This window comes from Variovorax durovernensis, from assembly GCF_977011995.1.
In genome coordinates this window covers 4,722,922-4,745,659 of sequence record NZ_CDRNCW010000001.1, presented here as the reverse complement: position 1 = coordinate 4,745,659, position 22,738 = coordinate 4,722,922, and the positions used below count along the sequence as shown (strand labels likewise).

Annotated in this window: 1 protein-coding gene; it reads right to left on the bottom strand. The window is 67.4% G+C overall.

Going from position 1 to position 22,738, the window contains the following annotated elements:
- Positions 1 to 104 precede the first annotated feature (104 nt).
- Positions 105 to 21,989, bottom strand: coding sequence for an Ig-like domain-containing protein (locus tag ACWV14_RS22555; protein WP_454903847.1), 21,885 nt, complete (start codon positions 21,987 to 21,989; stop codon positions 105 to 107).
- Between the last annotated feature and the right edge of the window lie 749 nt (positions 21,990 to 22,738).

Genomic DNA, 22,738 nt, shown 5'->3' with positions numbered 1-22,738 from the left:
ACGGGTGATCCCGAAGATTCAGCATCTGTGAGGCTTCATGAAGCCGGCCGGGAAGAAGTGAGGCGCGTGTTGCGCCCCCTTTCTTCCTCGGCCGGCAATTCGCTTCAGACCAGTACAAGCTGATGGTTGGCAAGCAGCGTTGCCAGGTCGGTGGTTACGCCGTTGAGCGTGACAAGCGGCGTTTCCGAATAGGCGGTGCCCGATCCGTCGCGGTCGATACTCAGCGTCGTGTTGCCGTTGCTCACCGTCACGCTGAGATAGTTGGCGATGTTGTCGCCCGCGTCCGCCTTGTAACCAACCAGCAGTTCCCTCAGGTCGATGCGGTCCGCATCGGGTGTTGCTTCGAAGGCGCCGACCGTGAACCCGTTGACGGAGTCGAAGCCGTTGCCGCCGGTGGCGTCGCTGGAAGCCAGCAGCTTGTACAGCACCGTGTCGCTGCCTCCGCCCACGAGTTTGAACACATCGTTTCCGCTACGCCCTTCGAACTGGTCACCGATATCGTAGGTCCAGGCGGTTGCATTCGCCCCCGTCATGCTCATCTGGGCGATCCTTGTTTCGCCCTGCTGAGAGGCTTGCGGATTAACGGCGATGCCGTCCTGGACCCACAGGGACGCAGCGCTGTCCAGCCGGTTGGTGTAGACGTTGTACGTTTCCCCGCGCCACTCCTGCTTGGCAGCCAGCGACCAGGTGTCCTCGATCACCACCTGGTCGGAGCGACCACCCTGGACGAGAAGGGTGTCGGTCGTGCCCGATGCGCCAAGCACGTCTGCGAGCGTCAGCTTCAGGATGTTGGCGTTCTTGTCACCGAGGTGGATGGTCTCGATGTTCTTCACCTTTGCGGCGATGTCGCTGAAGTTGAGGTTCTTCGTCGAATCCCAGATCAGGGTGTCGTTGCCGGCGCCACCATCGACCGACGTGAAGCTGGTGTCCTTGATGATGATGTAGTCGTTCCCGCCGCCGGCGTTGAGCACGCTGGCACCTTTGCGTCCATCGAGCGTGTTGACGGCATCGTTGCCGTTCAACGTGCCCGAACCATCGATGTAGCTGGCAGTCACCGGGTAGCTCTGGGTATCGCCCGCGCCCCGGATCGATCCATCGGCATTCACGATGATGGTCTTGATATCTCCTTGGAATCCATAGGTGGAGCCGCCTCTGTAGCCCCAATAGTCGGGTGCCAGGGACTTCGTCCAACTCACCACATAGCCGCCGTCCGGCAGCGCGGTCACCGCAGGCTCCAGATCATTCGACCATCCTCCGGCTGATATTTGCGTTTCGCCACCCAGCTTGTTGCCGGCTGCATCGAACGTCTGGCCGTAAACCTCGGATGTCGAGGGACTGGTGGCCTTGTTCCACACCACCACGTAGCCGCCATGGGCAAGAGCCGCGGCTCCAAGCTGAACGGACATGCCGTCGAAACCGACGCCGTTGACGCCGCTCGTCGTGGTGTTGACGCGCACTTCCTCGGGATCGCTGGCCGTGATCGACTGGCTGGAATTGTTCCAGGCGAAGCGTCTTGCATAGACGTTGAATTCGTCCATCGTTCCGTTGACGCTGTTGGCTGTATGGTTGGATGCCCACACGGTGACGAAGCCGCCTTCCTTGAGCGACACCACCTGTGCTCCGACCTGATAGCCGATGAAGTTCGTGTTCGCCGGCACCTCGCTTCCGACCATTCTTCCGGTGCTGAAGTCGTAGACGCGCACAAACATGTCGGTTTTCGACGAATAGGACGCGTTGTTTCCCCTGTTGCTCATGTAGAGCATCGCGTACCTGTCGTTGTCTATTGCAACTGCCGCGAGGCCTTGAGTGCAGACTCCGGTTTGATCCCCTGTTGGCGCACCGAGGTTGCGCACATTCTGGGCGAAGCCGTTCATCCAGTTGGTACCCGTGGTCAGCGCCACGGGATTGGTGTCGATCTCCGCACCGTCCGCCCTGAATCGCATCTGATAGATGTTGTAGTTGTGTATCGTTCCTGAGGCATAGAGCAGCGCATACCGGCCGTCCGGCATGGCGACATAGGTTGGCTCCACTTCGTACGAATAGGGATTCCTGATATTTTCCGTCGAGCCAATAGCCGTGCCGCTGCTGTTGAATCTCTTGATGTGCGGAACCATGCTGTTGTTCGACGAATAGAACACGTTGAACGATCCATCCGCCTTGAATGCAACATCGTAGGATTTGATGTACTGCAGCAGATCGTTCGTCGAATACCCGTCCGTTGCGTTCGATGTGGCGGAAATGGTGACTTGGCCGCCGATCTTCGCGCCCTGCTGCGAGAACTTCTGGGCAAACAGGTCATAGTCGGCGTACATCTGGGTGGCCCGCGCGCCCTTCGCCGAAACATAGAACAACCAGTAGCTTCCGTCAGAAAGCGCGTAGGCCTTCGACGCGGCGTCATCACCATAGCTCGACACCGCGTCGTTGATGACCGGCTTGACGATCCTGAAAGTCTCCACCTCGGAAACCTGGCCGCCCGAGCCATCCGCAACGTTGACGTAAGCCTTCACGGTGTAGGAGCCGCTTCCCAGCTGGGTCGACCCCCATGCCGAGGGCGCGATCTTCCATCCGCCCAGGTTCGCGTCCATCGTCACGTCGCTCGCGCTGCTGAATGTCTTCACGACCTTGCCGGTGCTGTCGGCCACCTCGACGATCAACTTCTCGCCGGCTCCAATCTTGCCGCGGCCGATGAGGGAAGGCTGGACCTCCGCCATGTAGTCGAAGCTCTGCGAACGAATCACGGTTGCGTCGCGATAGATCACCACACCCGGACTGGAAGCGGCACCGTTGCCATTGCCGGCCACGTCGACGATCCTGGCATCCACATTCACGACGAGGTCCGATGAACCGTTCCAGTTGATCCGATTTGCTTGCGGGATGGAAAGCGACCAGGTCGAACCCGTCACCTTCAGGGCGGCGTCGATTCCTTGCTTGTAGGTCACGCCATTGCAAGTAACCCACACGCTGTCGCCCGCAGCAAGGCCGGAGACGGTGCCGGTGATCGTGGGCGTGGTGTCGGCCGTGCTCAATGCATTGACCGTGATGCTGCCAGCTGGCGGCGTGACGTCGATCGTCACAGCCTTCGTCTGTTCGGCTCCGATGTTGCCGGCGGCATCGACGACGCGAACCTGGTAGGTATGCTGTCCTTCGCTGAGCACCGGGCCGCCGGAGTAACTCCACGCCGTACCGGTGGTGGCCGCGTTGACCCAGGTTCCATTGTCGAGGCGGATCTGCACCGTCTCGTTGCTCCCAAGCGTCCTGCTCAGCGTTCCGTTCACCGTCAGGGTGTTGTCCGTTGTGATGAAGTCGGTGGAGCTGACGCCGTTGTCCTCCGAGATCGAATCGATGCTGACCGAGATCGACGGCAGCGCGAGGCTCACGGTCAGGCTGAATGGCGCGGATGCCGTACCGGCGTTGCCGCTGGCGTCGGTGATCACGGCCCTGTACTCATGCGAGCCCTTGCCGACGCCGTTGAGCTGCAGCGTCCAGGTACCGTTGAGAACCGTCGCGTCGCCGATGAAGGTCGAGCCCTCGTAGATCTTCACCACATCGCCTGCGTTCAGGCCGCTCACCGTGCCCTTGAGCACCGGCGTGGTGTCGTTCGTGCTCGTGCCGCTCGCGTAGTCGCCCGTGTTGGGCGCCACGTCGTCGGTGTAGGCGGTGATAGCCACGGCGTTGCCGGTGGTCGGGGCGGTAATGTCGATGAGCACAGCCTGGGAGGCGGACGCCGCCAGATTGCCCGCGGTGTCGACCACACGCACCCGGTAGTCGTGCCTGCCTTCGGTCAGCACTCTGCCGTCGACGTAGCTCCAGCTGCCGTTTGCGACCGTGAGGTTGGTCCAGCTGCTGCCGTCGGCGCTGATCTGCGCTACCTCGTCGGCGGCCAGCTTGCCGGCCAGCGTGCCGTTGATGGTCAGGCTGGTGTCGTTGGTGATGAAGTCGCCGGCGACTCCGGTGTCGGTGGTGATCGACGCGATGCCGATCGAGACGCCGGACGAAGATTGGGTGTCGATCACCACGCGCTGCTTGCTCGGGCTGCCGGTGTTTCCGGCAGCGTCGATCACGCGTGCCATGAAAGCATGTTCGCCCGGCGCAAGTGCCACGCCGGTGTTGTCCAGCTGGTAGGTGCTGCCGGAGACAAGGTTCGCGTCCTTCCAGGTCGCGCCGTCGTCCAGCGAGATCTGCACTTTCTCGCCCGCGCCGATCGCCGCGTTGACTGTTGCCGTCACGACGAGGGTCGTGTCGCTGGTGATGAAGTCGGTAGTGCTCAGGCCGGTATCGGCGCTGATGGCGGTGATCGTTGCCAGTTGCGACGGTGCGACCGTGTCGACCGTGAAGTTCAGCGGCGACGACTTCGGCCCTTCGTTGCCGGCCGCGTCGACGCTGCTGGTCGTCAGGCGGTGAGCGCCGTTGGCCAGCTCCTTGCCGGCTTCGGGCGTGAAGCTCCACTTGCCTGCACCGTCCGCGGTTGCGGTGCCGATCAGCGTGCCGTTGTCGTAGATCCTGACAGTGCCGTTGGGCTCGGCCCCGGTGCCCTTCAGCACGGGGCGGGTTTCGTTGGTGGAGCTGCCCGAGGTGATGGGGCCGGTGACCGGTGCCGTTTCGTCCATGACACTTTCGACGGAAGGTGCCGTGGAGGGCGCAACCGTGTCGACCGTGAAGTTCAGCGGCGACGATTTCGGCCCTTCGTTGCCAGCCGCGTCGACGCTGCTTACCGCCAGGCTGTGCGTGCCGTTGGCCAGTTCAGAACCCGTTGCGGGCGTGAAGCTCCACTTGCCCGCACCGCCCGCCGTCGCTGTGCCGATGAGCGTGCCGTTGTCGTAGATCCTGACCGTGCTGTTCGGCTCCGCTCCGGAACCTGTCAGGGCGGGCCGGGTGTCGTTGGTCGCACCGCCCGGCGTGATCGCACCAGTGGCAGGGGCTGTGTTGTCCGTCACGCTATCGATGGAAGGCGCTGCCGTGGGCGCACCCTGGTCGATGCTGAGTGTGAATGCCGCAGAGGCGCTGCCCCGGTTGCCCGCCGCGTCCTCGACGCGGGCGACGTAGCGGTAGCGGGTACCGTCGACGAGGCCAGAATCCTGGAAGGTCCAGGCCGAGGCGCCGGTCATGGTGGCGGCGCCGAGGCGTACGCCGTCGCGATAGATCGCAACCACTTCGCCCGCGCCCAGTGTGCCTTCGACCGTGCCGTTGAGTTGCGGTGCCGCGTCGTTGGTCGTGCTGCCTGACTCGAATGTGCCCTGCAGCGGGTTCTGGTTGTCTGTGTAGCTCGTGATAGTCGCCGTTTGGGTCGGTGCGTCCTGGTCGAGCTTTATCGCGTAGGCCGTGCTCTGCGCGCCCTGATTGCCGCTCGAGTTCACGACGCGGGCCGTGTAGCTGTAGGTCATGCCGTCGGCCAGGCCCGTGTCGCGGAAGCTCCAGGCAGTGCCGGTCACGGTGGCGGTTCCGACCACAGTGCCGTCGCGCAGCACCTGGACCACGTCGCCCGCGTTCAGGGCGGTCGAGATCGAGCCGCCGAGCGTTGGCGTGGCGTCGTTGGTCGCGCCGCCGTTGGCCACGTTGCCCTGCACCGGATCCCTGTCGTCCTGTACCTGCAGGATCTGCACCGCCTGGGAGACGGCCGAGGTGTTGACGGTGAAGCTCAGGCTGTTGGAGGCGGCGCCGGCGTTGCCGGCAGCGTCCATGACCCTGGCCTCGTAGGTGTAGGTCGACCCGCTCGCGAGACCTGCGTCGTCGAAGGTCCATGCCCTGCCGGAGACCTTCGCGATGCCGACGTTCACGCCGTTGCGGAACACATACAGCTGTTCGGTGCCGTTGAGCGCGGAGGAGAGCCGGCCTTCCAGCGTGGGCGAGTCGTCGTTGGTGCTGCCGTTGGCCGCGATGTCGCCCGAAACCGGGTCGACGTTGTCGATGGCGCGGGTAAGCACCACCGTCTGCGTCGGCGCCGTGGTGTCGATGCGAACGGTATAGGCGCTGGAGTAAGGCCCCGGGTTGGAGGCCGCGTCCTGCACGTGGGCAACGTAGGCGTAGGTCGTGCCGGTGGCAAGGCCGCTGTCGGCATAGGTCCAGTGCGTTGCATCCGTCATGGTCGCGGTGCCGGCCACCATGCCGTTGCGCAGCAGGACGACCTTCTCGCCCGACCGCAGCGCGGCCGAGATGGTGCCGGTCAACATCGGCGCCGTGTCGTTGGTATAGCCGTTGTCAGCTACGGTGCCTTGCTGCGGATCGACGTCGTCGATCACGGCTGTGACCACGGCAATGGTGGTCGGGCCGGTGGCCTGCAGCGTGATGGCATAGGGCGAGGAGGCCACGCCGGCATTGCCGGCGGCATCTTCGACCCGGGCGGTGTAGCTGTAGCGTGTCGCGTTGACGAGGCCGGTGTCGTCGATGAAGAACCAGCCTGTGCCGGAGACCGACGCGCGACCGATCTTCACGCCATCGCGATAGACCGCGACCACTTCGTTGCTGCCCAGGCCGGCCGACAGCGTGCCTCGCAACTCGGGCTGCGAGTCGTTGGTGGTGCCGCCATTGGCGATATTGCCCTGGCCCGGATCGACGTTGTCGAACACGGTCGAGATCGTCACCTGCAGCTCCGGCGCCGGAGCCGAAGCGTCGACCGTGATGGTGTAGCGGTTGGAGAGGGCGCCGCGGTTGCCCGCGGCGTCCTCGACGCGGGCGGTGTAGCGGTAGCTGGTAGCGTCGGCAAGGCCTGCGTCATCGAAGGTCCAATGGGTCGCGTCGGTCATCGTTGCGGTGCCGACGACCACGCCGTCGCGCAGCACGGCGACCTTCTCGCCGCCCTGCAGCGCGGCCGAGATGGTGCCTTCCACTTGCGGCGCCAGGTCGTTGGTGTAGCCGTTGTTCGCCACCGTGCCCTGCTGGGGATCGAGGTTGTCGTTGACCGCGGTCACGACCGTCGATTGCGTTGGCGCGTTGGTGTCGACCGTGAAGTCCAGCGTCTTCGATTGCGGCCCTTCGTTGCCGGCCGTATCGACGCTGCTCGCCGTCAGGCGGTGTGCGCCTTCGGCCAGTTCCTTGCCGGCTTCGGGCGTGAAGCTCCACTTGCCCGCGCTGTCCACCGTGGCCGTGCCGATGAGCGTGCCGTTGTCGTAGATCCTGACCATGCCGTTCGGCTCCGCGCCCGAACCTTTGAGCTGGGGTCGGGTGTCGTTGGTCGCACCGCCCGACGTGATCGGCCCGGTGACCGGTGAAGTGTTGTCCGTCACGCTGTCGACAGAGGGCGCCGTCGCAGGCGCGGTCCGGTCGACAGCGAGCGTGAAGACTGCCGAAGATCCGCCCTGGTTGCCCGCCGCGTCCTCGACGCGGGCGGTGTAGCTGTAGCGGGTGCCGTCGACGAGGCCCGAATCCTGGAACGTCCAGGCCGAGGCACCGGTCATGGTGGCGGCGCCGAGGCGGACGCCGTTGCGATAGATCGCCACCATTTCACCCGCATCGAGCGTACCGTCCAGTGTCCCGTTGAGCTGCGGCGTCGCGTCGTTGGTCGTGCTGCCCGACCCGAAGGTGCCCTGCGTCGGGTCCTGGTTGTCCGTGTAGCTCGTGATTGCCACCGACTGGGTCGGCGCCTTCAGGTCGACGGTGATCGCATGGGCCGCGCTTTGCGCACCCTGGTTGCCGGCCGAGTTCACGACACGGGCGGTGTAGTTGTAGGTCATGCCATCGGCCAGGCCCGTGTCCTGGAGGTACCAGGCCGTCCCGGTCACGGTGGCGGTGCCGATCACCTTGTCGTTGCGCAGTACCTCGACCACATCGCCTGCATTGAGGGCGGTGGAGATCGAGCCGCTGAGCAATGGCCGGGTTTCGTTGGTCATGCCGCCGTTGACCAAGTTGCCCTTCGCCGGCTCGGTGTCATCCAGCACCCGCAGGATCTGCACGGTCTGGGAGACACCCGAGGTATTGACGGTGAAGCTCAGGCTGTTGGAGGCGGCGCCGGCGTTGCCGGCAGAGTCCATGACCCTGGCTTCGTAGGTGTAGGTCGTGCCGCTCGAGAGGCTGGCGTCCTCGAAGGTCCAGGCGGTGCCCGTGACCTTCGCGATGCCGGCGTGCAAGCCATTGCGAAACACGTGCAGTTGCTCGGTGCCGCCGAGCGCCGCCGAGATCGTGCCCTCGAGCGTCGGCGTGTCGTCGTTGGTGTGGCCGTTGGCCGGGATGTCTCCGGAGACCGGGTCGACGTTGTCGATGGCGCGGACCAGCTTCACCGTCTGCGTCGGCGCGGTGGTGTCGATGCGGATGGTATGGGCGTTCGACTCGGCCCCCGGATTGGAGGCTGCATCCTGCACGCGGGCGGTGTAAACGTAGCTGCGGCCATTGGAGAGGCCGCTGTCGGCGTAGGTCCAGTGGGTCGCATCCGTCATGGTCGCGGAGCCGATTTCCTTGCCGTCGCGCAGCACGATGACCTTCTCGCCCGCCTGCAGCGCGGCCGAGACCGTGCCCGTCACCTTCGGCGTGGTGTCGTTGGTATAGCCGTCGTTGGCCACCGGGCCTTGCTGCGGATCGACGTCGTCGGTCACGGCCGTGATGGTGGTAGTGGTGGGCGGGCCGGAGAGCTTCAGCGTGATGACGTACGGCGACGAAGCCGCGCCGCCGTTGCCCGCGGCATCTTCGACGCGCGCGGTGTAGCTGTAGCTCGCGGCATTGGCGAGGCCGCTGGTGTCGGTGTAGGACCAGCTCGTGCCCAGGACTGTTGCGGTGCCGATCCTGACGTTGTCGCGATACACCGCGACGACCTCGTTGCCGCCCAGGCCGCCCGTCACCGTTCCCCTGAGCTCCGGCTGCGAGTCGTTGGTGGTGCCGCCGTTGGCGACGTCGCCCTGCACCGGGTCGGCGTTGTCGAACACGGTCGAGATCGTGGCCTTCTGCATCGGCACGGAGGTGTCGATGGTGACGGCATAGCCGCCCGAGATGGCGCCCCGGTTGCCGCCGGCGTCCTCGACGCGCGCGGTGTAGCTGTAGGTGCGGCCGTCGCTCAGGCCGGCGTCGTCGAAGGTCCAGCTGGTGGCGTCGGTCATTGTCGCGGTGCCGATGACGGCGCCGTCACGCAGCACGACGACTTTCTCGCCAGCCTGTAGCGCCGCCGAGATCGTGCCCGCCACCTGCGGCGCGGCATCGTCGGTATAGCCGCCGTCCGCCACCTTTCCACGCAGCGAGCCCTGGTCGTCGTTGATCGAGACGATGGTCGTCGATTGCGACGGCGCGATGGTATCGACCGTGAAGGCCAGCGGTGCGGAACGCGGACCCTCGTTGCCGGCCGCGTCGACGCTGCTCGTCGTGAGGCTGTGGGCGCCGTTGGCGAGTTCCCTTCCGGCCTCTGGCGTGAAGCTCCACTTGCCGGCGCTGTCCACCGTGGCCGTTCCGATGAGCGTGCCGTTGTCGTAGATCCTGACGATGCCGTTGGGTTCGGCACCCGAGCCCTTCAGCTCGGGGCGGGCATCGTTGGTGGTGCCGCCCGCGGCGATGGAGCCGGTGACCGGTGCGACGTCGTCGAAGGCGCTTTCGATGGAAGGCGCTGCCGTGGGTGCACGCTGGTCGACGGTGAGCGTGAAGGACGCCGAGGCGCCGCCCCGGTTGCCCGCTGCGTCTTCGACGCGCGCGACATAGCTGTAGCTGGTGCCATCGACGAGGCCGGCGTCCTGGAAGGTCCAGGTGGAGTCACCGGTCAGGGCGGCGGCGCCGAGGCGCTGGCCGTTGCGATAGATCACCACCGCGCTGCCGGCATTGAGCGGGCCGGTGAGCGTACCGTTGAGCAGCGGCGATGTGTCGTTGGTCGTGCTGCCCGATGCGAAGGTGCCCTGTTGCGGGTTCTGGTCGTCGATGAAACTGAGGATGGTCGCCGACTGGATCGGCGTCTCCGTGTTCACGGTCAGCGAGAAGTCCGCGGAGGCTGTGCCCTTGTTGCCTGCCGCGTTGGCAATCACCGCCTTGTAGGTGTGCGTGCTGCCGCTGGCCAGGGCCGGCAGCGCGAAGGTCCAGGCGTTGCCGTTTACGGTGGCCGTGCCCAGCAGCGCGGTGCCTTCGAGGATCTGCACGACGTTGCCGGCCTTCAGGCCCGAGACCGTGCCCTTGAGCACCGGCGTGGTGTCGTTCGTGCTCGTGCCGCTGCCGTAGTCGCCGGTATTGGGCGCCACGTCGTCGGTGTAGGCGGTGACGGCCACCGCGTTGCCGGCGGTGGGGCTGCTGTTGTCGATGACCATGACCTGCGAGGTCGGCTGTCCCGCGTTGCCGGCCACGTCCACCACGCGCGCCAGGAAGGTATGGCTGCCGTCGGGCAGCGAGGCTGCGGTGTTGTCGAACTGGTACTTGCTGCCGCCGACGGGCGTGGCCTTGTTCCAGGTCTTGCCGTTGTCCAGCGAGAGCTCCACCGTGGCGCCGGGCTCCAGCGCCGCGTCGACCGTGACCGTCGCCACGAGGGTGCGGTCGCTGGTGACGAAGTCGCTGGCGCTGGTGCCGGTGTCGGTGCTGATCGCGACGAGCGTGGCCTTGGCCGTGGGCGGCGTGACGTCCACGTTGACCGTGAAGACGCCCGACTGCGGACTCTCGTTGCCCACCGGGTCGGTGGCCGTGGTGATGAGCTTGTGCGCGCCCTCGGTCAGCGGCGTGGTCGGCGTGAAGCTCCAGCTGCCGTCGGCCTTCACCGTCGTGGAGCCGAGGAAGCTGCCGTTGTCGTAGACCTTGATGACGTCGCCGGCCGTCGCGCCGCTGCCGCCGAGCGTGGGCGTGGTGTCGTCGGTGAAGCCGCCGTTGGCGAGCGGGCCCTGCACGAGGCCGACGTCGTCGCCGACACCTGTGATCTTCGGCGAGCCAGGTGCGGTCGTGTCGATGGTCAGCTCGATGGCGGCTTCGCCCTTCTTGCCTGCGGCATTCACCGCCGTGGCCTTGTACTCGTGCCTGCCTTCGTTCTGCGCAGGCAGCACCAGGCGCCAGTTGCCGCCGGCATCTGCCGTGGTCGAGCCGAGAACCGGTCCGTTCGCACCGTCCGTCACGGTCACGAGGGCGCCGGCCGTGGTCTTGCCAACGAGCGTGGGCGTGATGTCGTCGGTGCGCGAGCCGGATGCGAGGTCAGTTTTGATGCTGCCCTGGTTGTCCTCCGCATGGCCGATGCTGACGACGACGTCGCTGGTGTCGACCGTGAACGCCAGCGGCGCGCTGGCGGCGCTGGTGTTGCCGGCGGCGTCGGTGATCGTGTGCTTGATGCTGTGCGCGCCTTCGCCCAGCGGCTTGCCCGGCGTCATGCTCCATGCGCCGTCGTTCGCGGCCGTCAGGCTGGCGATGAGCGTGTCGCCGTCGTACACCTTGACGGTGTCGCCGGCCTTGAGGCCGTTGCCGCTGAAGGTGGGCGAGGCATCGTCGGTGGTTCCGCCTGCCGCGATCGGGCCCTTGAGCAGCCCTTGGCCATCCGTGACGACGACCACGGCCGGCGTGGCCGGCGCCGTGGTGTCGAGCATGACCGGGTACAGGCCGGTCGACGGGCTGGCCTGGCCCGCGCCGTCAACCGCGACCGCGCGCAGGTTCTTGACGCCGTCGCCGCTCAGGGGGCTGGTGGTCACGCTCCAGGTACCGTTGGTGGCCACGCTGGTCGAGCCCACGGCCACGTCGTTGGCATACACCGTCACGACCGTGTCGGCCTTGGCCGTGCCGCCGAGCGTGAGGGTCGTGTCGTTGGTGCTGGCATCCTTGGCGAGGCTGCCCTTGTCGTCGCTCACGCCGGTGATTGCCGGTGCCGGCGGTGCATCGCCCAGCAGGGTGAATGTGGACGCGAGTGTGGACGCGCCGATGTTGCCGGCTGCATCCACCGGCCGTGCGGTGAAGCTGTGCGGGCCCTGGGCCAGGGGCTGGCCGGGCGTGAAGCGCCAGCTGCCGTCCGCGCGAACCGCCGCGCCGCCGATCAGCATGCCGTTGTCGTAGACGTTGACGCTCGCAACCTGGTTCGGGTCCGCCTTGCCGGCGTACTCGGGCTTGCTGTCGTCGGTCTGCGCGCCCGCGGCCAGCGGGCCGGTCATGGCGCCCACGTCATCCAGAACCTGGATGAGCGAGGCGTCCAGCGCCGGAGGCGGCGTGGTGTCCACGGTGAGCCTGAAGTCGTTCGCGCGCGGGCTCTCGTTGCCCGCCGCGTCGGTGAGCGTGTAGCTGACGGTGTGAGCGCCTTCGCCGAGCGGGAAGGTCGGCGTCAGCGTGCCGGTGTTCGGGTCGTAGGTGGCGGCGACCTTGGCGCCGTCGACATACAGCGACGGCGTCTGTCCGGCCGCGACGGAGGCGATCCTGAAGCCGGGCGTGGTGTCGTCGGTGGAAGAGGCCACGCTCGCCGGGTCCTGGGTGGCGCCGGTGCTGTCGACGTAGCTCGACACGGCGTCGGGCCTCGCCGGGGGCGTCGTGTCGACGTTGATCACGAAGGGAGCCGAATGCTGGCTCCGGTTCCCCACTGGGTCGGTGGCCGTTGCGGTGAGCTTGTGCTCGCCCTCGGCAAGCTGCGCGGTCGGGGCAGCCGTGGTGAAGCTCCATCGGCCGTCTGACTGCACCGTGGTGCTGCCGATGGCGCTGCCGTTGTCGTGGATCGTGATGATGTCCCCCGGCGTCGCGCCGCTTCCGCCGAGCGTGGGCCTCGTGTCGTCGGTGGCGGCACCGCTGGAGAGCGGACCCTGGACCGTGCCGACATCGTCACCGACCGCGGCGATGACCGGCACGGCCGGCGGCGTGGTGTCGATGGTGAGCGTGAATGCGGTTTCGCTGCTGTTGCCGGCCGCGTTCACTGCCGTGGCCTTGTAGCTGTGCGCGCCTTCTGCCTGCGCAGGCAGCATGAGGTTCCAGTTGCCGCTGGCATCCGCCGCGGTGGAGGCAAGGACGGCTGCTCCTTCCTTGATGGTCACCACTGCACCTGGGGTCGCCGTGCCCACGATCGTCGGCGTGGTGTCGTCCGTAGATCCGGTGGGGCGGGTCTTGATCTGCTGCCCTTGCCGGGTTTCGCCCGCCTTGGTGACGCTGACGGCAACCGCGCCGGTGTCGACCGTGAAGCCCAGCGGTGCGCTGGCGGCGCTGGTGTTGCCCGCGGCGTCGGTGATGGTGTGCGTGATGCTGTGCGTGCCCGGGACCAGGCCGGCGGGCGTGAGCTCCCAGCTGCCGTCGGACTTGACTGTCGTGCTGCCGAGCAGCGCGGCGCCGTCGTACACCTTGACCACCTCGCCCGGCGTTGCGCCGCTGCCGGCGAACGTAGGCGTGGTGTCGTCGGTGGAGCCGCCATTGCCGAACGCGCCCTGCACGGTGCCGAAGTTGTCCGTGGCTGAAACGGTGGCCGGGGTGGCCGGTGCCGTGGTGTCCAGCACCGCGCTGTCGTTCGCCGTCGGCCTTGAGACGTTGCCGGCGACGTCTTTGCTGATTGCGCTGACGCGGATCGGCGAGCCCTCGGCCGGGTTGGGGAAGGAGAAGTCGACGAAGCCCTTGGCAACATCCGCTGCGGCCAGCTTGACGTCGTACATGCGGGTGCCGTCGGTGACGCTGATTTCGTCGCCCACGTCGGCGCCGGACACGAGGGTGACCCGCGCTGTCACGTCTGCTCCCTTCTCCTTGGCGTTGATGAAGCCGTCGTTGTTGGCGTCGTTGACGATCGCGATGGCGATGACGGGCGCCACGCTGTCGACCACGGCCGTGCCGGGCTGGCTGGCGTTGCCGGCGGCGTCGGTAGCGACGACTCGCAGCTGGGTGCCGTTGACGGCGGGCGTAGCGGGTGCGATGCGGTACTCGCCATTGCTGCCCGCGGTCGCGCTGCCGATGAGATTGCCTGCGCTGTCCCTCACGGTGACGACGGAGCCCGCCTCGGCCGTGCCGGCAATCGTGCTGCCCGAGGTCGGCTTGATGGTCGGCGTATCCGGAGCCTTGCTGTCGACCGTGGTCCTGGCGGACGGGCCGGTGTTGCCGGCGGCGTCGGTGGCGGCAACTTCGAGCACGGTGTCATGCTTCGGAGCAGTCGCCGGCTTGACGGTGTAGTTGCCGCTCGCGTCAGCCGCGGCGCTGCCGACCAGGTTGCCCGCGCTGTCCTTCACCGTGACCACCGAACCGGCCTCTGCCGTGCCGGCGATGATGCCGCCGCTCGTGGGTTTGACGGTGGGCATTGCCGGGGCTGCGCTGTCCACCGTGGCAGTGGCTGCAGGGCCTGTGTTGCCGGCGGCGTCGGTTGCGGAGACGCCGAGCGTCGCGCCATGCGCGGGAGGAGTCGTGGGCTTGACCGCATAGTTTCCGCCGGCGTCGGCTGTCACGCTCCCGATCGCCTTGCCGGTCTGGTCCGCGACCGTGACGATGGAGCCTGGCTCTGCCTTGCCGGTGATGGTGCTGCCGTTCGTCGGGTAGACCGTCGGCCTTTGCGGAGGCACGGCGTCCACCGTTGCCGTGGTTGCGGCGCTGACGTTGCCAGCCGCGTCGGCGGCCACGGCGCTGATCTTCGCGCCGTCTTCCGGCGGCTTGGCCGGCGTGATGGAGTAGGAGCCGTCGGATGCCGCGGTGGCGCTGCCAATGACCTTGCCCGTGCCGTCGCTGATGGTGACGGTCGAACCGGACTCTGCCGTGCCCGTGATCGGGTTGCCATGGTTCGGGGCAATCGTCGGCGCTTCGGGCGCCTTGCTGTCGACAGTGGCGCTGGCGGGCGAACTGGCGTTGCCCGCCGCGTCGGCGGCCGTGACCTCGAGCACCGTGCCGTGCGCCGGACGGGTCGTGGGCTTGACGGTGTAGACGCCGTTCGCGTCGGTGGTGGCGCTGCCTACGAGGCTGCCCGCCTTGTCCTTGACGGTGACGACCGAGCCGGGCTCGGCCGAGCCGGTGATCGTGTCGCCGTTCGTTGGTTTGACCGTGGCGGTGGCCGGCGCCGCGCTGTCTACCGTTGCCTTGACTTCGGGGCTGGTGTTGCCGGCGGCGTCGATAGCTGTGGCGTGCAGTACGGCGCCGTGCGCCGGGGTGCTCGCCGGCTTGATGGAATAGCTGCCATCGGCTGCGGCGGTTGCGCTGCCTACGACCTTGCCCGAATCGTCCTTGACGGTGACGACCGAGTTGGCCTCCGCCGTACCGGCGATCAGCTTGCCGTTCGTCGGGTTCACCGAGGGCTTTGCCGGGGGCATGTTGTCCACCGTGACCGTGGCTTCGGGGCTGCCATTGCCGGCGGTGTCGATGGCCACGGCCTTGAGCGTCGTACCGTCTTCCGGCGGCCTGGCGGGGTTGATGGCGTAGGTGCCATCGGCCCCGACGGTCGCGCTGCCGATGACCTTGTCCGAGCCGTCCTTCACCGTGACCACCGAGCCGGCTTCAGCCGTGCCCGTGACCGAGCTGCCGTTGGTCGGGTTGAGCTTCGGGGCGTCCGGGGCCTTGCCGTCGACCGTGGCCGAAGCGGGCTGGCTGGCATTGCCCGCCGGGTCGGTGGCGACGATGCGCAGTTGCGCGCCATCCGCCGGCCTGGCCGTGGGCTTGATGCTGTACTTGCCGTCGCTCGCTGCGATGGCGCTGCCGATCGCGGTGCCCGCGTCGTCGAAGACCGTGACCAGCGCGCCGGCCTCGGCTGTGCCTGTGATCGGGTCACCGTTGGTCGGGTTGGCGATGGGCGCTGCCGGGGGCACGCTGTCCACCCTGGCCGTGGTCGCCGGGCCGATGTTGCCGGCCGCATCGGTGGCGGCGACGTTGAGCGTCGTGCCGTTCGCGGGAGTGTTCGCCGGCTTGACGGCATAGCTGCCGTTCACCCCGGCGGTTGTGCTGCCGATGAGGTTGCCCGCGCCGTCTTTCACCGTGACCACCGAGCCGGGCTCGGCCGTGCCGGTGATCAGGTTGCCGTTGGTCGGATTCACCGTGGGCCTTGCCGGAGGCAGGCCGTCCACCGTTGCCGTGACTTCGGGGCTGGCATTGCCTGCCTTGTCGGTGGCTGCGACCTTGATCGTCGCGCCGTCTTCCGGCGGCTTGGCGGGATTGACCGTGTAGGTGCCGTCGGCCGCGGCGGTCGCGCTGCCGATGACTTTGCCCGCGCCGTCCTTCACCGTGACCACCGAGCCGGGCTCCGCCTTGCCCGTGATCGAGCTGCCGTTGGCCGGGTTGACCGTGGGCGCGTCGGGTGCCACGCCGTCTACCCTGGCCGTGGCGGGCTGGCTGACGTTGCCGGCCGCGTCGGTGGCGGCGACGCTGAGCAGCGTGCCGTCGGCGGGCTTGCCGGCCGGCTTGACGGCATAGCTGCCGTTGGCTGCCGTGGTCGCGCTGCCGATGACGTTGCCCGCGCCATCCTTGACCGTGACGAGCGAGCCGGGCTCGGCCGTGCCGGTGATCTGGTTGCCGTTGGTCGCATCGACGGTGGGCGTGACGGGTGCTTCGCCGTCGACCGTGGCCCTGGCTTCGGGGCTGGCGTTGCCTGCGGCGTCGGTGGCGACCGCGCGCAGCACCGTGCCGTTCGGCAGGGTGGCGGCTGGCGCGATGCTGTAGGCGCCGCTCGCGGCGGCGGTCGCGCTGCCGATGAGGTTGCCCGCGCTGTCCTTGACCGTGACCACGGAGCCGGCCTCGGCCGTGCCCGCGATGCTGTTGCCCGCGGTCGGGGCGATCGTCGGTGCCGGGGGCAGCACGCGGTCGACTGTTTCCCGGGCTTCAGGACTGGCGTTGCCTGCTGCGTCGGTGGCCACGGCGCGCAGCACGGTGCCGTGCGCCGGAATGGCTGCGGGCTTGATGCTGTAGGTGCCGTTGGGCGCGGCGATGGCGCTGCCGATGAGCCTGTCCGAATCGTCGGTGACCCGGACCACGGCGCCGGCTTCCGCGGTGCCTGTGATCAGGTTGCCGTTGGTCGGCTCGACGCGCGGCGCATTTGGCGCCTGGCTGTCGACCTTGGCCGTGGCCTCGGGACTGTTCGTGCCGGCTGCGTTGGTGGCAACGACGTGCAGCACCGTGCCGTGTGCCAGGGTGGCGTCAGGCGTGAGGCTGTAGGCGCCGCCGGCATCCGCCGTCGTGCTGCCGATGAGGTTGCCTGCGTCGTCCTTCACCGTGACCACCGAGCCGTGCTCGGCCGTGCCCGTGATCGGGTTGCCGTCGGTCGGGCTGATCGTGGGCGTCGCGAGCGCGGAGCGGTCGATCCTGGCCGTGGTTTCAGGGCTGGTGTTGCCGGCGGCGTCGGTGGCGACGGCATGAAGCACCGTACCGTGCGCCGGTGCGGCTGCGGGCGTGATGCTGTAGGCGCCGTTGGCGTCGGCGGTGGCGCTGCCGATGAGTGCGCCCGCGTCGTCCTTGACGGTGACGACGGAACCGGCTTCGGCCTTGCCAGCGATGCGACTGCCGTTGGTCGGGTTGACCGTGGGCGCGGTGGGCACCACGCTGTCGACCATGGTCCTGGCTTCGGGGCTGGCGTTGCCGGCGGCGTCGGTGGCAACGGCGCGCAGCACCGTGTCGTTCGCCGCTACGGTGGTGGGCTTGAGGCTGTAGGCACCGTTGGCGTCGGCCTTCGTGTTGCCGACGACGTTGCCGGCACCGTCCCTGACGGTGACGATCGAGTCGGACTCGGCCGTGCCGGTGATCAGGTTCCCGTTGGTCGGATCGAGCGTGGGCGCGGGAGGCGGCACGCTGTCGACCGTGGTCGTCGCGGGCTGGCTGGCGTTGCCGGCAGCGTCGGTGGCAATCACCTGGATCTGTGTGCCGTGCGCCGGCGGCGTGGCGATGTCGACGGCGAAGTTGCCGCCGGACGCGGCGGTCGCGCTGCCGATGACCTTGCCCGCGCCGTCCCTGACCGTGACCACGGCGCCGGCTTCGGCCGTACCCGTGACCGTGCTGCCGTTGGTCGGGTTGACCGCCGGCGCGCCGGGCGCCTTGCTGTCGACCGTGGCGCTGGCGGGCTGGCTGGTGTTGCCGGCGGCGTCGGTGGCGGTGACGCTGAGCACCTCGCCGTGCGCCGGAGTCGTTGCCGGCGCGATGCTGTAGGCGCCGTTGGCTGCAGCGGTGGCGCTGCCGATGACATTGTTCGCGCCGTCCTTGACCGTGACGACGGACCCCGCCTCGGCCGTGCCCGTGATGAGGCTGCCCTTGGTGGGATCGACCTTGGGCGCGGAAGGCAGTTCGCCGTCGACCGTGGCCCTGGCCTCGGAGCCGGTGTTGCCGGCCGCGTCGGTGGCGGTCGCTCGCAGCACGGTGTTGTGCGCCAGAACGGTCGCGGGCTTGACGCTGTACACGCTGTTGGCGTCGGCGGTGGCGCTGCCTATGGCGTTGCCCGCTCCGTCCCTGATGGTGACGACCGACTTGAGTTCGGCCGTGCCCGTGATCAGGACGCCGTTGGTCGCGTCGATGGTGGGCCTGGCCGGAGGCACGCTGTCGACCGTGGCGCTGGCGGCCTGGCTGGTGTTGCCTGCGGTGTCGGTGGCAACGACATTCACCGCCGTGCCATTCGCCAGCGTGCCGACCGGGGTGACGATGTACGTGCCGTTGGGCTCCACGGCGGTGCTGCCGATGAGCTTGCCTGCGCCGTCCTTGATGGTGACCACCGAGCCAGGCTCGGCGGTGCCCGAGATCGTGCCGCCGTTGGTCGGGCTGACCGTAGGCGCATCGGGGGCCTTGGCGTCGACCGTGGTTGAGGCGGGTTGGCTGGTGTTGCCGGCGGCGTCGGTGGCGGTGACGCTCAGCACCGCGCCGTTTGCCGGAGGCGTGGTCGGCGCGATGCTGTAGGCGCCGTTGGCATCCGCGGTGGCGTTGCCGACGACATTGCCCAGGCCGTCCTTGATGGTGACGACCGAGCCGGCCTCGGCCATGCCGGTGATCCGGCTGCCGTTGGTCGGGTCGATCTTGGGCGCGGAGGGCAGTTCGCTGTCGACCGTGGCCCTGGCTTCGGGGCTGGTGTTGCCGGCGGCGTCGGCGGCGGTCGCGCGCAGCACTGTGTTGTGGGCCGGAATGGTCGAGGGCTTGATGCTGTAGGCGCCGTTGGTATCAGCAGCCGTGCTGCCGACGACATTGCCGGCACCGTCCCTGATGGTGACGACCGATTGGGGTTCGGCCGTGCCGGTGATCAGGTTGCCGTTGGTCGCATCGATGGTGGGCTTTGCCGGCGCCAGGCTGTCGATGGTGGTGGTGCCGGGCTGGCTGGCGTTGCCCGCGGCGTCGGTGGCAACGGCGCTGATCTTCACGCCGTGTGCCGGGAGCTTGGCAGGCGTGATGCTGTACACGCCGTTGGTGCCGGTCGTCGTGCTGCCGATGAGGTTGCCGGCGTCGTCCTTGACCGTGACCACGGAGCCGGGCTCCGCGGTGCCGGTGATCGGGCTGCCCGAGCTTGCGTTGAGCACCGGCGCCGGCGGCGGCGTGCCGTCGACCGTGGTCGTGGCCGGCTGGCTCGCGTTGCCTGCGGCGTCGACAGCAACGACGCTGATCTGCGTGCCGCCTGCCGGCCGCGCCGAAGGGTTGATGCCGAACTTGCCGTTGGCGTCGGCGGTGGTGCTGCCGATGAGGTTGCCCGCGTTGTCCTTGATGGTGACGACCGAGCCGGCTTCGGCGGTGCCGGTGATCGCATTGCCGTTCGTTGCATCGACGGTGGGCGCCGGCGGAGGCGCGCTGTCGACGGTTGTCTTGGCTTCAGGGCTGGTGTTGCCGGCGGGGTCGGTAGCGGTCGCGCGCAGCACGGTGCCGTGCGCAGGAGGGGTAGCCGGAGCGACGCTGTAGGCGCCGGTGGAGGGCGAGGCGGTCGTGCTGCCGAGGAGCTTGCCCGAATCGTCCTTGATGGTGACGACGGAGCCGGGTTCGGCGGTGCCCTTGATCAGGCTGCCGTTGGTCGCGTCGATGGTGGGCCGTGCCGGAGGCACGCCGTCCACCGTTTCGCTGGTTTCGGGGCCGGTGTTGCCGGCGGCATCGGTGGCTGCTACACGCAGCACCGTGCCGTTGGCCGGCGAGTTCGTCGGCGTCACTCTGTAGGTGCCGTCGGGTGCGGTGACGGCGCTGCCGATGAGCTTGCCCGCGTCATCCTTGATCGTGACGACCGAGCCGGCCTCTGCCGTGCCCGTGATCGGGTTGCCGTGGGTCGGATCGACCTTGGGCGCGGGGGGCGGCACGTTGTCTACCGTGGCCGCGGCCTCGGCGCTGGTGTTGCCGACGGCATCGGTGGCGGCGACGCGCAGCGTCGTGCCGTTTGCAAGCGGCGCAGCCGGAGTGATGCTGAACTTGCCGCTGGCATCTGCCGTGGTGCTGCCGATGAGCTTGCCCGAGCCGTCCTTGATCGTGACGACCGAGTCGGCCTCCGAGATGCCCGTGACCGAATTGCCGTTCGTCGCGTTGACGACGGGCGCGTCGGGCGGCCTGCTGTCCACCGTGGTAGTGACCGGCCGGCCGACGTTGCCGGCAGGATCCTTGGCCACGATCTGGATCACCGTGCCGTCCGCTGGCGGCGTGGCCGGGGCGAGGGCATAGGTGCCGTTGGCTGCGGTGACCACACTGCCGATCAAGCTGCCGTTGCCGTCCGTGATCGTGACCATCGAGTCCGGCTCGGAGGTGCCCGCGATCAGGCTGCCGTTGGTCGGGCGCACGGTCGGCGTAGGCGGCGTGCCGTCGATGGTGGCCGTGGCTGGTGCGCTGACGTTGCCCGCGGCGTCGGCAGCGACGACCTTGATCACCTCGCCGTTCGCCGGACGCTTGGCCGGCGTGAAGTTGTAGATGCCGCTGGCCGCGGTGGTCGCGCTGCCGATGACGGCGCCATTGGCGTCGGTCGCGGTGATCACCGACCCCGGTTCCGCGGTGCCGGTGATGGGGCTGCCGTCGGTCGGGTTGATGGTGGGCGCGTCGGGCGCTGTGCTGTCGACCTTGATGATGGTGGGCAGGCTGGTGTTGCCTGCGGGGTCCGTGGCCACGACGCTGATCGCCTCGCCGTCGGCCGGACGCTTCGCCGGGGTGACGCTGTAAGCGCCGTCAGAGCCGGCGGTTGCGCTGCCGATGATGTCGCCCGCGCCGTCCTTGATGGTGACTCGTGCACCAGGCTCGGTCGTACCCGTGATCGTGGTGCCGTCGGTCGGGTGGACCGAGGGCCCGGTGGGAGCCGAGCTGTCTACGGTGGCCGTGGCCGACGGGCTTGCGTTGCCGGCGACGTCCGTGGTCACGACGTGGATCACGGCACCGTCTGCCGGCGGCGTTGCCGGCGTGACGCGGTATGTGCCGTCCTGGCTGGTGATCGTGCTGCCGATCAGGTTGCCGCGTTCGTCGGTGACTGTGACCACCGAACCCGGCTCCGCGGTGCCGGTGATGAGGCTGCCAGCCGTGGGGTCGACCGTGGGCATGCGGGGCGGCATGCTGTCGACGGTCGCCCTGGCTTCGGGGCTGACGTTGCCGGCGCGGTCCACAGCGACGACGAGAAGTTCCGTGCCGTGCGGCGGCGGCGCGGCGGGACGTACCTCGTAGGTGCCGTCGGGCGCGACAGTCGCGCTGCCGATTTCCTTGCCTGCGCTGTCGGTGACCCTGATGACCGTTCCGGGCTCCGCCGTGCCGGTGATCGAAATTGCGTTGGTCGGATTGATGGTGGGTCTGCCCGGCGGTGTGGCGTCGTCGGGCGAGGTGGGCCGGGATGCCGGCAGCGATGCACCGCTGCCGGCCCCTGCGTCGTTTCCACCGCCGCCGCCGCCAGCAGCACCCGCTGCGGCCAGCCCGCCACCGACCAGCCAGGGAAGCAAGCCGAAATTGAAGTCCTGATGCAGAAGCAAAGGCTCGATGGAATCGATGTCCGAATAATCGACGGCCAGATCGCCTTGGCCTTCGCCGAGCTTTGCCAGTTCCAGGCCGCCCCGGTCGTCGTTCAGTACCAGATCGCTCTTGTTCCCGTCGAATGAAGTGAAGAAGCCGTGAACGATCACGACCTCGCCCGAAACAGCGGTGATGACCAGATCGTCGCCAACGCGGCGCATTCCCTTGATCTGGTCCTTCGAGAGGCCGATGCGGACAACCGATGCTCCCTTCAGGGAAATCTCGTTCATCAGGATCTGGCTGATTTCTCCACCACGCTTAGCAATCACTTCCAACGAAAACATCTTCACTCCTTGTCCTTGAATTGATTAATCTTCCAAGGCTCTGTAATAAAAATTCGAATAAGGACGGGTCGGTCGAAATTCTGGGGTGTCTCAAAGGCGGCCAAATTGATTTATTTGGCGTTCAAGACTCAATGAAATCCATTGACCCTTTGCAGGTTGCTGGAAGGAGGATTGGGGCTGGAACGCCTTACCCTTCGCCAGCATTGCTTGGGTGGCGTAATGTAATGCTTTACATTGCGCGTAAAACATTTCAACGATTGAAGACAGGTGTCAGTCGCCACCGCGGAAAATATCCTTTTGCCTATATTTTTTAAAATGGTTGTGAGAAGAATCACGCGTTTGATGGGTTTTGTGAGTTCATGGCTTTTTGTAAATTTCATATTTATTGCCATGGAAGGACATGATCGAGAAAACCCCTTGAAAGGTGGCTCAATCAATTTGTAAGGGGTTCGCGAAAAAATTCACGTCATAAAGACGGAGGCGCGAAGCCCTCCAGAGCGCGCTCTGAGGGCGAGGCAGGTGTCGATGGGGAGAAGGGAGGGTGTCGGCGCGAGCAACCCTCGTTCAGGCTTCCAGCCGGAAGCCGATTGATTCAAACGCGCTTTGCAGCCGAACTCGGTCGTGCCCGAGTGGATGAATTGCTCATCCATCGCCCGGTGAGTTGATCAATATGTGCGACGCGCAATTGGGCGCGCGCAGGCCGGGACATTGAAATTCCGTCGATGGCGCCTGTCGACGAAGGGGTACCC

Bases quoted from the DNA above. Each gene is read 5' to 3' on its own strand.
- ACWV14_RS22555 (WP_454903847.1), bottom strand. From the start codon at position 21,989: ATGTTTTCGTTGGAAGTGATTGCTAAGCGTGGTGGAGAAATCAGCCAG.